This is a genomic window from Aneurinibacillus aneurinilyticus ATCC 12856 (assembly GCF_000466385.1).
Taxonomy (GTDB): Bacteria; Bacillota; Bacilli; order Aneurinibacillales; family Aneurinibacillaceae; genus Aneurinibacillus; species Aneurinibacillus aneurinilyticus.
In genome coordinates, this window is record NZ_KE952804.1 from 16,035 (window position 1) to 28,815 (window position 12,781).

Consider the following 12,781-nt stretch of genomic DNA (forward strand, 5'->3'; position numbering starts at 1 on the left):
GCGTGTGGCGGTTTCCCGGATTTTTTGTAGGTTCTTTTTATATTTTTCGAAGCTGGATTTTTTCAACCGAATGATCAGATGCTTTCTCCAAAATGAGAGTAGCTCTGTATTTGGTCGGTAGAATGTTTTCCCGCAGATTCATACCGTTAATATCTTTCCATATCCCCCTGGCGAATTGTAGGGCTTCCTCCTTGGATAAAGAGGCGTATCGATGAAAATAAGAGGCTGGATTTTGGAATGCTGTCTCTCGCAAGATTTCGAATCGTTGTAAATACCAGCTTAGCAAGTCCTGTTCACTGGCATCAACATAAACAGAGAAATCGAGAAAATCCGAGACGAAGATTTGAGGGCCGGAGGTTTCATCGGTCTGCTTCCCTGTTTGCAAAATGTTAATTCCCTCGACAATAAGAATATCCGGCTGTTGGATGGTTTGGCATACATCTGGCAGGATATCGTAAGCCAGATGGGAATACAGCGGGACCTCTACATTCGGATTTCCCGACTTTACATTGTATAAGAACTTCATCAGGCGTCGTATATTATAACTCTCAGGAAAGCCCTTTCGCTGCAGCAGACCCTTGCTCTCCAATACGTGGTTAGGATAAAGAAAACCATCCGTCGTCACCAATTCTACTTTTGGATGGTTATCCCACCGTGATAGAAGAGCCTGAATGATGCGTGAAGTTGTGCTTTTTCCTACGGCAACACTGCCGGCAACCCCAATAATATACGGGACTTTTTTCTCCTGTTTGTTTAAGAATACGTTAGTTGTTTGATGTAGTTTTTGTGATGCTGTCGCATACAAGTTCAGCAGACGGGAAAGCGGAAGATAAATTGTGTTTACCTCTTCGATAGAAAGCCGCTCATTAATTCCTTGAAGGTTTTTAATTTCTGCTTCCGTAAGGGGAAGAGGGGCATCATCCCGCAGGTGTGCCCATTCTTCCCGCGTAAACGAAAGGTAAGGTGAAAACGCGGAAAGCGGCGGAATTGTGTTATTCATGAGAGTCTCCTTCATCAAATTTCCATAAATACTTTTCTATATCTATAATAAATTTTACATTCAGTTAAAAAAATCCTGCACCGAATCGGTACAGGATTTTTTTAACTGGATTGAATCGTGTCACCTGGAGTGTTCCGCTACTTTTACAATTTGTTTCCCAAGATTCTCGCCTGTAAATAAACCGAGGAACGCATCGATCGTATTCTCAAATCCTTCTACAATATTTTCTTTGTATTTTATTTTTCCTTCTTGTACCCATTGTGCCAGCTGAGAGGCCCCTTCATTAAATTGTTTTGCATAGTCGGAAACGATAAAGCCTTTCATAAGCGCGCTAGCAATGAGCAACTGTGATTGCAGACGGGGACCTATATCAGGTTTTTCCAGATTATATAGTGAGATTTGGCCGCACAGCGGAATACGTGCTCCATGATTGAGAAGGGAGAGAACAGCATCGGAGATTTCACCGCCTACATTATCGAAGTAGACGTCCACACCATCCGGACAAGCTTTATGAAGCGCTTGCTTAATGTCATTTGTTGTCTTATAGTTAATAGCCGCGTCAAATCCCAATTCTTTGGTAATATAATCGATTTTCTCATCGGAACCAGCGATGCCAACTACGCGGGCGCCTTTTATTTTGGCGATTTGACCGACGAGCATACCTACCGCCCCAGCCGCTCCGGAAATAACTACAGTTTCACCTTCTCTTGGTTGACCGATATCCAATAAACCGAAATAGGCCGTAAGACCAGGCATACCAAGTACGCCAAGATACGTGCTAATAGGAGCTATCGTTGGGTCGATTTTACGTACTTCAGCCGTGTCAGCGATATTATATAGCTGCCACCCCAGATTTCCGATGACAATATCACCTTCAGACAGGTCATCGGCCCTAGATTCGATAACTTCTCCTACGATTCCGCCTACAATTACTTCGTTAAGAGGAAATGGCGGAACATATGATTTTCGGTCGCTCATGCGTCCGCGCATATACGGATCAACCGACAAGTACAGGGTACGAATGAGTACCTCGTTTTCACCAACATCGGGGATAGGCGCTTGCTTGAAGGCAAAGTTTTCTTTTGTCGGCATACCGCTTGGTCGGCTTACAAGAAGAATTTGCTGATTGGTTTCCATGCATCGAACCTCCTCATCAATGCTTTCTTCTATCATTTTTCCCGGCTTTGCTGAACTTGAATCTTTGTACATCTCTTTCTAACGCTAATTAAACGAAAGAGGGCTGTCAAGCTTTTAATCAGCTTCCCGGTTGTTCGATGCGGGCGATGTCCGTGTTTCTGACAGGGAAAGCGAGGGAACTGAGTTGCACCTCGTCGGCTTCGCGTTCCCACCCGGCGAGCAGAATAATGGCAAGCAATGCCGTTTGTGGAGAGGCAAGCGGATGATCGAAAATACCTGTGAGTGGAAGTATTGGCAGAGAAAAGAGAAATAGTCCTGGTTTTTTGTGCTGCTGCGACGGCATAATCGCTTTGACTGCCTTATGTATATACCAAATAACCAAGAAAAGAAACGCGGTGCCTCCGAGTACTCCATACTCGCAAAAAAGGCCAAGAAGTAAGTTGTGAGCATGGGCAACCCCTGCCTTGTCAAACAACGCGTACGTTTCCTGGAACCCAAGGGGCGTTACTCCGAAAAGAGGCGACGTTTGCCATACCTGCATGCTATGCTTCCAGATGATCTGCCTTGTTTCGAATGATTGCGACATGCTTTCAAAACGTGGAATAACGTTTGAAAGAGATCCGGTATAAAGCAGGCAAATGCAGCAAAATACGAGCAAGGATGCACTGACCCACCGACTTATTTTCCATGCAAATAAAATAAGCAGAACGATCATAATGGCTACACCGGTCCGGGACCCCGTCTGGATAATCGCCGTTCCAATTGGAAGCGTAAGAGCGGTATGAAGGATGAAAGATATCTTTTTTCTTTTGAAATTCTCAGATGCTTGAAGTGCGCCTACAATTAGGCTGGATAGAGCTAACAAAAGTAGAAATGCGGCAAAATTGGGGTTATATGCGCTGCCAAACAGTCGTCCTGTCTCTTCAAGTCCCAGTGGCATAAGTCCGGTCAGCATGCCGATCCGCCAATCCCCGCCATACGTGTATTCTTCCTGCAACTGGAATTGTCCTACCATAGCGACATAAAGGCCACCAATAATAAGCATTCGACTAAAATGATGTAGTCTCCATGCTGAACGTTTATCTTTTATGTACAGGTACATGCCGAAATAGCCCAATATCATAACAGGAATACATGCGTATACCACTTTTTCGGTTCTGAGACACGCTCCTATAGAAGCAAGCGATGCTACAAAAAAGAAGAAGGTAGGAGGATGAAGAATGTGAAGGTTCTCTTTACGCAGCATTCGATTAATTCCATGACAAATACCCATGCCAATTAGCCATATAATCCCTATGGGAGGAAGAATAAAAAGAAACAAAATAGCCCATTCAAGAGCAAGGATCCGTTGTTTACTCATATGTACTCCTATCTCCTTGATACAAATATCAAAACATGAAATATACAGCATGTACATATGTATATACATAAATTCTCATATTCATTGTTCTTCAGTGTTGGTGTTTTTGCTGCAGAATAAACATCAAAAGGAAGATTTTGTGTATAAAAGAAAAAGGGGAAGCCGACAAATAAAGTAAAACTTCCATTAGCGGAGGAGCTTTCATTGAATAAAAATGTGCTAATTTTATCGGAAGCGGTCGGAGTGGGACATACGAAAGCGGCAGAAGCACTTATGCAAGGGATAGAGCTCCTGGATCCTTCGATTGAGGTACAGGTGCTGGAGTTAGGACGTGAGCTCCATCCTGTTTCGGCTGGGCTTTTATATCGCTGTTATTTGAATATGGTGACTCGTTATCCGGGCGTATGGCGTAAAGTGTACGATTATAAACAAAATGAGCCTCTCTCTTTGTGGAAGCAGTCATTCATTTATCGAATGTTCCACAGGACGATGAAGGATATGCTTAATCTGATCTCTCCAGATCTGATTATTTGTACGCACCCTTTTAGCAGTTCGTCCGTTGCCTGCTTGAAACGGGCAGGCTATACGCTTAGGCTATGTACAATGATTACGGATTTCCATGCACATGGGGCGTGGGTGCAGCCAGAGGTGGATCATTATCTTGTTTCCGGAGAAGAAGTATACACACAGCTTATGAAGATGGGGGTTCCAAAGGAGAAAGTTAGTATCACGGGAATTCCTCTAACGATGAATTTTCGCATAAAGCATAACAAACAGGAAATGCGGCAATTACTGGGTATTAAAGATATGCCTACGATGCTGGTTATGGGCGGAGGGCTAGGATTGGGAGGGATGGAGCGGCTGGCTAACATTCTCGCAAAATGGCGAGATTCTCTGCAAATCGTTATTTGTACAGGCCATAACGAGAGGCTGAGACGTGTGCTGGAGGCGGAGCTGCATCATCCGAACGTGCATATTCTTGGGTTTGTTAATAATATTGATCGATGGATGGACGCATCTGATTGGCTGATTACGAAGGCGGGAGGAATCACCTGCTTTGAAGCTTTAGCTAAAAGACTTCCTTTGTTTATTTATCAGCCGCTTCCCGGGCATGAAGAGAACAATTGCGAGTTTTTGATCAGACATAAACTGGCAATCCGCATTGATACCGAAGAAGAAATTGCTGACTGGGTAGATAAGCTTCTTTGCTATCCACAGGCCATATCCTTTCTTGAACAGAATATGCAACAATTTCAACAGATGCTTGATCCGCTGGCTACGGCCAGAGCGGTATTAGCCCCTTTGAGAGCAGCAGACGAGAAAAGATCAGGTAAATATCCACCTGTTTTCATCTCAAAAAAACCTGCAACATATTGACGCAAACTAAAGTATATGCTATTAAAATAATGATTAGCACTCTATTTATACGAGTGCTAATCATTTGATATTTGTACAATCATAGTTATTATGTTCATGGTATGTTTGAATGATTTTTATGTTGAAAGGGGAGATTTGAATGGTAAAACAACAATTTAAAGCAGAATCCAAAAGACTATTGGATATGATGATTAACTCCATTTATTCTCATCGGGAGATATTTTTAAGGGAGTTAATTTCTAATGCCAGTGATGCAATTGACAAAATATATTATAAAGCATTAACCGATGATACTTTACATTTTGATAAAGACAGCTACTATATAAAAGTGGTTGCTGACAAGGAAAATAAACTATTGAAAATCTCAGATACCGGTATTGGAATGACTAAAGAAGAACTTGAAAATAACCTTGGAGTTATTGCCAAGAGCGGATCTTTAGCATTTAAAAATGAAACGGAACTAAAAGATGGACATGATATTATTGGTCAATTCGGGGTCGGATTTTATTCAGCTTTTATGGTAGCTGATGTCGTCACCGTAATTAGCAAGGCTTTAGGAAGTGATGATGCCTACAAGTGGGAATCTGAGGGTGCTGATGGATATACGATTGTTCCATGCGAGAAAGATTCAGTGGGCACAGAGATTATTCTCAAAATCAAAGAAAATACGGAAGATGAGAGCTATGACGAGTACCTGGAAGAGTATCGATTAAAAGCGATTATTAAAAAATACTCTGATTTCATTCGATATCCAATAAAAATGGATATTACCGGAAGAAAGCTTAAAGAAGGTAGCGAAGATGAGTTTGAAGAGTACCAGGAAGAACAGATTGTAAATAGCATGGTTCCGATTTGGAGAAAAAATAAAAGTGAGCTTACATCTGAAGATTACGAGAATTTTTATGCAGAAAAACATTACGGTTTTGACAAACCTATAAAGCATATCCATATTAGCGTCGATGGTGCAGTAAGATACAATGCAATTTTATTTATTCCAGAGAAAATACCTTTTGATTATTATACAAAGGAATACGAAAAAGGATTAGAGCTATATTCCAATGGTGTATTAATCATGAGCAAATGCTCAGACCTGCTGCCTGACTATTTTAGCTTTGTCAAAGGAATGGTTGACTCGGAAGATTTATCTCTTAACATATCCAGAGAGATTTTGCAACAGGATAGACAGTTGAAGCTAATTGCCAAAAACATTAAAACTAAAATAACAAGTCAACTGCAAAGTTTATTAAAAGATGATAGGGATAAGTATGAACAATTTTATGAATCCTTTGGCAGACAATTAAAATATGGCGTTTATAGTGATTTTGGAAGTAATAAAGAGGCATTACAGGATTTATTGATGTTTTACTCATCAAAAGAGAAGAAGATGATAACCCTGGATGAATATGTTTCAAGAATGCCTGAAGAGCAAAAATATATTTATTATGCTTCAGGAGAAACATATGAAAGAATTGAAAAATCGCCACAGACAGAGTTAGTATTAGAAAAAGGGTATGAAATTTTATATTTTATCGATGATATAGATGAGTTCGCTATAAAAATGATAATGACATATAAAGATAAGGAATTCAAATCTGTATCAAGTGGTGACTTAGGTATTGAAACAGAAGAGAATCAAAATAATACTGATGCAGAAGAGAAGGAGAACAAAGCTCTCTTTGACCACATGAAAAAGATATTATCAGACAAAGTAAAGGATGTAAGAATTTCAAAAAGATTAAAGAATCATCCTGTATGTTTATCTACCGATGGTGAAGTAACGATAGAAATGGAAAAAATACTGAAATCAATGCCAAATAACCAAAATATAAAAGCTGAAAAAGTTTTGGAAATTAATATAAATCATGAGGTATTTGAATCATTAAAGGATGCTTTTGAAAAAGATAAAGAGAAATTAAATTTATATACAAGTTTATTGTACAATCAAGCACTTCTAATCGAAGGATTGCCAATCGATGATCCGGTAGAGTTTACAAATGATATTTGCAAAATAATGGTGTAATAGCTACATTAAATGCCTTTTATTCCGTCCTGTTTAGGATGGTAACTATGAATCAGTGTATGTAACAATTGCTACCAGGAAGAAACACCGCCCTTGTTCATTTATTGATGGGCGGTGTTCTTTGTTTACCCGGGATTACAGCCATAGGTACAAGGATGAGCGATTTAACAGTTCCTTTTTTCTCCTGGTTTTGTGTTCTGGGTATAGCGCATATGCAGTTGGTCAGTACGTTTCATACATAATGGTACCTGTTGAAGATAAATCATAGCCGCCAATTGTTGCAAGCTCGTGCTGAAAAGCCGGGGAGCGCAGTGTATTGAGAAGCAGATCGCGCAAGGGCTCATTGTCTTTAGTCTTTAACATGACCAGATCGTACCGTTCCTCAATAAGTGGAATGAAGTCTACTCCCACGATATAGGAAGCCTTCTCGATACCGAGTCCTACATCCGCTTCGCCGCTTGCGACAGCGCCTGCCACCGCCAAATGATTTGTTTCCTCTCTCTCATATCCAGAAATATCCCATACGCGGATGTTATGCAGGCGCAGTTGTTCATCCAGCAGAACGCGTGCCCCTGACCCTTTTTCCCGGTTTACAAAGCGAATGTCCTTCCGTGTTATGTCGGCCCAGTTTTTAATTTTCTTCGGATTTTCTTTTGATACATAGAAACCTGCCCGGCGGCACAGCAGGTTGACGACGAGGTAACGATGCCCGACGAGGACTTTTCGAATATAAGGAATGTTATATTCATTCGTATCTCCATCCCAGAGATGAGTGCTGACGATGTGCGCTTCTCCCTTATACATGGAAAGCAGGCCATTTAAACTGCCTATGTATGAACGGAGCGGACGATAGGGAATTCCGGGCTTCTCCATATGCTTGGTTAATATGTCAAGACTAATATCCTGTCCGCAAATAATAACTGATCCGGCAGGTGAAGCTGCATCAGGCGTAAACTGTGTTTGATCTGTATGTGATATGGATGCAGCCCCTTTTTTTGCCCTCGTTTTGTACGCCTCCAAATCTAGTGCATCAATCCGCATTTGCCGGCCGACACGGTAGGCGGGCAATTCTCCTTTTTTGATTAAATCGTATACGGTAAGTTTAGAAACTTTTAGGATGGCCGCGATTTCCTCGGTTGTATAAGAAATGTCATTCATGGTTTTCCTCCACTAAAAACAGTTATTTTAAAAATTTATCTTTATAACTGGATATATTTAATTATAATTAAATATATCCAGTTATAAATGATGAAAGGAAGAGAAGAATGTTGAAACGAATCGCTTTTATTTTTATGTTAGTAGTAGGCATGTTAGCCTTGGCTGGCTGTGGGAGCAATAGCAGCGATACCGGAGCAAACAAAGAGGCCGCATCTTCTGATAAAACAGAAGTGATGGTATTGGCTGCAGCCAGCTTAACCGATGCGCTCAATGAATTGAAACCGGCTTTTGAGAAAGAACATAACGATGTATCCGTTACATACAGCTTTGGAAGCTCAGGCAAACTGGCTCAGCAAATCGAGCAGGGTGCACCGGCGGACGTATTTCTGTCAGCCAGCAAGAAAGATATGGACACGCTCCAGGATAAAAATGCGATCGCAAAAAATTCGCGTGCTGATTTCGCCAAAAACGAACTTGTTCTTATTGTACCAAAGAATAGTCAATTGGCGGTCAAGTCCTTCGAGGATATTAACCCTGATCAATTAAAAAATTTGGCAATCGGCGAACCGGAAAGTGTACCGGTGGGAAGATATACGAAGGAAACGTTCGAGAAGCTTGACATGTGGCAAAAGCTACAAAATAAGCTTGTGCTCGGAAAGGATGTGCGCCAAGTGCTTACGTATGTAGAATCCGGAAATGCGGATGCTGGAGTCGTATATGCGAGCGATGCGAAAACATCGGAAAAAGTAAACGTGCTCGCAACGGCAAAACCGGAATGGCACAAACCTATCGTCTACCCAGGTGCCGTAGTGGCCAGCACGAAACATTCGAAGGAAGCACAGGCATTTTTAGATTACTTGAAAAGCGAGAAAGGGCAGGAAGTGTTGAAGAAGTACGGCTTTCAATAAGAAGGAATGAACGGATAGGAAGTGATGGAGATGAATGTACACCCACTCATATTGTCGGTGAAGGTGGCGGGAATTGCTACGGTAATCGTATTCATAGTCGGGGTAAGCATGGCATTTTTGCTTGCACGCCGTAGCTTTATCGGAAAAAGCGTCATAGAATCACTGTTCCTGCTACCACTTGTCCTCCCTCCTACCGTTGTTGGTTTCGGATTGCTTGTGCTGTTTGGAAAAAACGGCTGGATTGGAAAATGGCTTATCGATTGGTTCGACATTCAAATTGTGTTCACGTGGGTAGGAGCTGTTATCGCTTCGGTAGTAGTTGCGTTTCCATTGATGTATCAGGCAGCGTCCGCTGCTTTTCAAACATTGGACGAGAAGCTGGAGCAGGCAGCGCGTACGATGGGTGCTTCTGAATGGAAAGTATTCTGGACTGTTTCTTTTCCGTTGGCCTGGCCGGGCGTTTTGGCGGGGCTGGTACTATCATTTGCTCGGGCGCTTGGCGAATTCGGAGCTACATTGATGATAGCCGGTTATATTCCGGGACAAACGGATACGCTTCCTATTGCCATTTATTTTGCGGCGGAAGCGGGACAGATGGAGCAGGCAACCGGCTGGGTGATAATTATTATCGCGCTCGGATTTAGCGCCATGATGTGGCTAAACTGGTGGGGACGAAGAAATATGCGCCGCTTTGCTCAGCGGGAGAGATAAGGGAGGATGAGGATACGTGCTTTATGTAAACATACAAAAAACGCTCCCTTATTTCCAGCTTGATGTTACGGTGGAAGTCGGAAATGAAATAGTTGTGTTATTTGGTTCGTCTGGAGCGGGAAAGACTACTATCCTGAATAGTGTTGCAGGGTTAGTTCAGCCGGACGCAGGATTGATTCAATTGCATGAAACCGTTTTTTTCGAGACGAATAAGAAGCCGTTGCCTACGAGAAAGCGCCGGCTTGGCTATCTGTTTCAGGATTATGCGCTTTTCCCTCATATGACGGTAGAAAAAAACATTTCATATGGGATGAAAGGAAACCCTGATGGTAACCAGCAAGCCTTTCTCTCGCAGCTGCTTAGCATTCTTGGTATTCGCCATCTGTTGCAGAAATACCCGCACCAGATTTCGGGCGGGGAAAAGCAGCGGGTGGCCTTGGCTCGGGCGCTTGCAGGCAAGCCTGATGTGCTATTATTGGATGAACCGTTATCCGCGCTTGATGCGGGGACGAGGCGTCAATGTCAGGATGAATTACTGGATTTGCACCGGCTTTGGCAAATCCCCGTTCTTCTCGTTACACATGATGAACAAGAAGCGCAGAGACTGGGAAATAGAATTTTAGAAATCGAACAAGGAAAGATTGCCGGAACAAAGTCCGTCGTGGGCACAAATACTACAGAAGTGCCGCTTGTCGTGTATAAAAATAACGAGAAGAAGTAAATGAAACCCGGTTACGCACCGGGTTTCATTCTGTTTTCAGAAAAAAGAATGTGAAACCAATATGCTTTTGTTTACGTATAACTTAAATGAAATAAAAAGGGTAGAGAGGGATAAATGTGGAAATATGGATGAAAATCGCTTCCGTTATCGGTGCAAGCATTCTGGAGTTATGGATGGCGATTCCGCTTGGATTTGCTCTTCGTCTTCATCCTGTTGTTATTGCTATAGCAAGTGCTTTCGGCTCCATTATCGCTGCGGCAGTCGTTATTTTCTTAGCTAAATCATTGCGCAATTGGCTGATGAAGCGAATGGAACGTAAAAACAAGAAACAGGGACGCATGGGAAGAATTTGGGAAAAATACGGTGTTATTGGACTAGGATTAGCTTCGCCTTTGCTTACCGGGGCACCGCTTGGCGCTGCGATCGGTGTATCATTCGGTGCGAAGCCTGTTACATTGTTTATCTGGATGGTCATTGGCATTGTTGTCTGGAGCGGGATTCTTACGGCTGCAGTCGCAATGGGAATGATTAGCTTAACTTCGTTTGTGTAAAGGAATTGCAGATCGCGCAGCAAATATGATGCTGAAAAAGAGGACAGGCAAACATATAAACAGTTTGCTTGTCTCTTTTTTATGAGAAAAAAACGAGCGACAATATTCACGGCTTATTCTCATGTCTTACCGGAACGGATAAGAACGCTTGGCAGCGTTTTTTGCGGTCAGCACTACCCCGTGATAGGAAGAGTTTTGGTCCGTGTGTTCCGGGTTTTTTATGCTTGCAGTTTTCCAGGCTTCACGTGCCGCTTTCTCGATTTGCTTAGTCTGATATTTTGCTGTTTCTTCCAGATAATAAAAATGTATCATCATCTTGTCCCCTTTTCGTTTCTTTAAACTGTTTTTATTATATGAGGGGAACGTACGTTTGTAAAGCCGCGTTTCCAAATGAACGAACGTATTGATGGCAACTGTATTTATGGAGCGAGTATGCTAAAATGTTTGTATAGTACAGAAAACGAATCGTGATTGAATAAGGAAGGAAGCTATGTTTAAAGAAGAAAAAATGATTACTATTCTGGAAGTGCTACTAGTTGCCAGCGTTATTATTTATGCGGTGGCTTATGGCATAGATAGTCTGTATGCGACTGTGTATGCAGCGATGTCTACGTTCGTTCTTGGCGTGATTGCCATTCTTGTAACAGTGTTTAAGCGAAAGTTTTTTTTGAGTATCTATAATTTTTTGTTGGTCGTTTTTGTATTTGCCCATGTTATGTTTTTTTGGAATTTGTAGCAAGGAGCCGTCTCTTATTCGAAGAGGCGGCTTCTTTTTTAATAGTTAGGAACATTGCGCAAAAAAAATCAAATCCAAGATTTTGCCACATGATATGATGCAAGAGAATCAAGCAAAAAGGAAGAGGATTTATGGCATATGAAGAGTATACGGTAAGTGTACAGAAGGCGATTGAATACATCGAAGCCCACCTTATGGAAGACATTTCTTTAGAACAAATTGCTACGTATTCGTCGTTTTCGATGTACCATTTTCACCGTATTTTTCAAACGATCACCGGTATGACTGTAACGGACTATGTACGGAAGAGAAGATTGACTCATGCGGCATACGAGTTGTTCAGCACAGACAAACGGATTCTTGAAATCGCGGTAGAACACGGATTTCTTACGCAGGAATCCTTTACGCGTGCTTTCAAGAAAATGTTTTATATGCCGCCGGGAAGATATCGTACTTATCTGATGCAATTGGTTGATGGAACCACAGAAAATAAAGGAGGAAATGATATGACAGCAACGAATTTACCGCAAGGATGGATTGAGAGCGGAAGTCATCCGTTCGACTATACAATGGGAGTTGATCGTAAAAACGTGCATCAGGGAACGGCATCTGGATATATACGTTCAAACAAGAAGGAAGCATCCGGATTCGCTACGATGATGCAAAAATTCAAGGCAGATAATTATAAAGGTCATCGCCTTCGCCTCTCCGGATTCGTAAAAACAGAGGAAGTGGAGCGGTGGGCAGGCTTGTGGATGCGTGTGGATGGGAAGGATAACGAGCTGTTGCAGTTTGATAACATGTACAATCGTCCAATTAAGGGAACGACTAATTGGAACCATTATAGTGTCGTGCTGGATGTGCCGAATGATAGTATGGCGATCGCTTTCGGCCTGTTATTGGAAGGCCCGGGACAAGTATGGTTGGACAGTCTATCGTTTGATATTGTAGATGAGAAAGTTCCCTCTACAAATATGGAAGAAGATATACAGCTTCCCGAGCAGCCGTTGAATTTACAATTTGAAGAATAAAGAACCTTTTCACGGATTGTGGTCCACCGACATACACTGGGGTGGGCCCATCTTCAAAGTTGAAAGGGGAA

The 12,781-nt window shown here is 42.1% G+C and carries 13 protein-coding genes; 8 read left to right on the forward strand and 5 right to left on the reverse strand.

The features are described from left to right. Positions 1-37: 37 nt before the first annotated feature. From coaA to HMPREF0083_RS13720, 3 genes are all read right to left on the reverse strand, one after another. Positions 38-1,000 (reverse strand): type I pantothenate kinase, encoded by a 963-nt coding sequence (gene coaA, locus HMPREF0083_RS13710; RefSeq protein WP_040302785.1) that lies wholly within the window; start codon positions 998-1,000, stop codon positions 38-40. A gap of 120 nt (positions 1,001-1,120) precedes the next feature. Beyond that, positions 1,121-2,137 carry an NADP-dependent oxidoreductase gene (locus HMPREF0083_RS13715; RefSeq protein ID WP_040302786.1) on the reverse strand — a complete coding sequence of 339 codons (1,017 nt, stop codon included), beginning with the start codon at positions 2,135-2,137 and terminating at the stop codon, positions 1,121-1,123. Positions 2,138-2,255: 118 nt separating this feature from the next. After that, a complete protein-coding gene (locus HMPREF0083_RS13720) occupies positions 2,256-3,497 on the reverse strand; it encodes an O-antigen ligase family protein (RefSeq protein ID WP_040302787.1) in 1,242 nt (413 codons plus the stop codon). A gap of 204 nt (positions 3,498-3,701) precedes the next feature. On the opposite strand from HMPREF0083_RS13720, the gene HMPREF0083_RS13725 reads away from it, so the two are divergent. Together HMPREF0083_RS13725 and htpG are read left to right on the forward strand one after the other, a co-directional pair. Next, positions 3,702-4,874, forward strand: a complete 1,173-nt coding sequence (locus HMPREF0083_RS13725; RefSeq protein ID WP_081696075.1) for an MGDG synthase family glycosyltransferase — start codon at positions 3,702-3,704, stop codon at positions 4,872-4,874. A 139-nt stretch (positions 4,875-5,013) separates the two neighbouring features. Then, complete coding sequence (gene htpG, locus HMPREF0083_RS13730) at positions 5,014-6,894, forward strand: molecular chaperone HtpG (protein WP_021622052.1); 1,881 nt, start codon at positions 5,014-5,016, stop codon at positions 6,892-6,894. 222 nt (positions 6,895-7,116) lie between these two features. Here the strand turns inward: htpG and HMPREF0083_RS13735 are convergent, their stop codons facing one another. Then, a complete protein-coding gene (locus HMPREF0083_RS13735) occupies positions 7,117-8,052 on the reverse strand; it encodes a helix-turn-helix transcriptional regulator (protein ID WP_021622054.1) in 936 nt (311 codons plus the stop codon). A gap of 107 nt (positions 8,053-8,159) precedes the next feature. Between HMPREF0083_RS13735 and modA the strand changes: the two genes are divergently transcribed. The 4 genes from modA (at position 8,160) to HMPREF0083_RS13755 (ending at position 10,943) form a co-directional block, all read left to right on the forward strand. Next, entirely contained in the window at positions 8,160-8,960 is an 801-nt protein-coding gene (gene modA, locus HMPREF0083_RS13740) for a molybdate ABC transporter substrate-binding protein (protein WP_021622055.1), read from the forward strand. A 30-nt stretch (positions 8,961-8,990) separates the two neighbouring features. Then, the gene (gene modB, locus HMPREF0083_RS13745; protein ID WP_040302789.1) at positions 8,991-9,671 is read left to right on the forward strand and encodes a molybdate ABC transporter permease subunit; all 681 of its coding nucleotides are present in this window, start codon (positions 8,991-8,993) and stop codon (positions 9,669-9,671) included. A gap of 16 nt (positions 9,672-9,687) precedes the next feature. Beyond that, the gene (locus HMPREF0083_RS13750) at positions 9,688-10,392 is read left to right on the forward strand and encodes an ATP-binding cassette domain-containing protein (protein WP_021622057.1); all 705 of its coding nucleotides are present in this window, start codon (positions 9,688-9,690) and stop codon (positions 10,390-10,392) included. Positions 10,393-10,508: 116 nt separating this feature from the next. Next, entirely contained in the window at positions 10,509-10,943 is a 435-nt protein-coding gene (locus HMPREF0083_RS13755) for a small multi-drug export protein (protein ID WP_040302791.1), read from the forward strand. 126 nt (positions 10,944-11,069) lie between these two features. Here the strand turns inward: HMPREF0083_RS13755 and HMPREF0083_RS13760 are convergent, their stop codons facing one another. Beyond that, complete coding sequence (locus tag HMPREF0083_RS13760; RefSeq protein ID WP_021622059.1) at positions 11,070-11,258, reverse strand: hypothetical protein; 189 nt, start codon at positions 11,256-11,258, stop codon at positions 11,070-11,072. Positions 11,259-11,433: 175 nt separating this feature from the next. Here HMPREF0083_RS13760 and HMPREF0083_RS13765 point away from each other — a divergent pair, with 175 nt between their 5' ends. Both HMPREF0083_RS13765 and HMPREF0083_RS13770 read left to right on the forward strand, forming a co-directional pair. Beyond that, the gene (locus tag HMPREF0083_RS13765) at positions 11,434-11,679 is read left to right on the forward strand and encodes a hypothetical protein (RefSeq protein ID WP_021622060.1); all 246 of its coding nucleotides are present in this window, start codon (positions 11,434-11,436) and stop codon (positions 11,677-11,679) included. Between the two features lie 131 nt (positions 11,680-11,810). After that, positions 11,811-12,710 carry a helix-turn-helix transcriptional regulator gene (locus HMPREF0083_RS13770; RefSeq protein WP_021622061.1) on the forward strand — a complete coding sequence of 300 codons (900 nt, stop codon included), beginning with the start codon at positions 11,811-11,813 and terminating at the stop codon, positions 12,708-12,710. Positions 12,711-12,781: the final 71 nt, after the last annotated feature.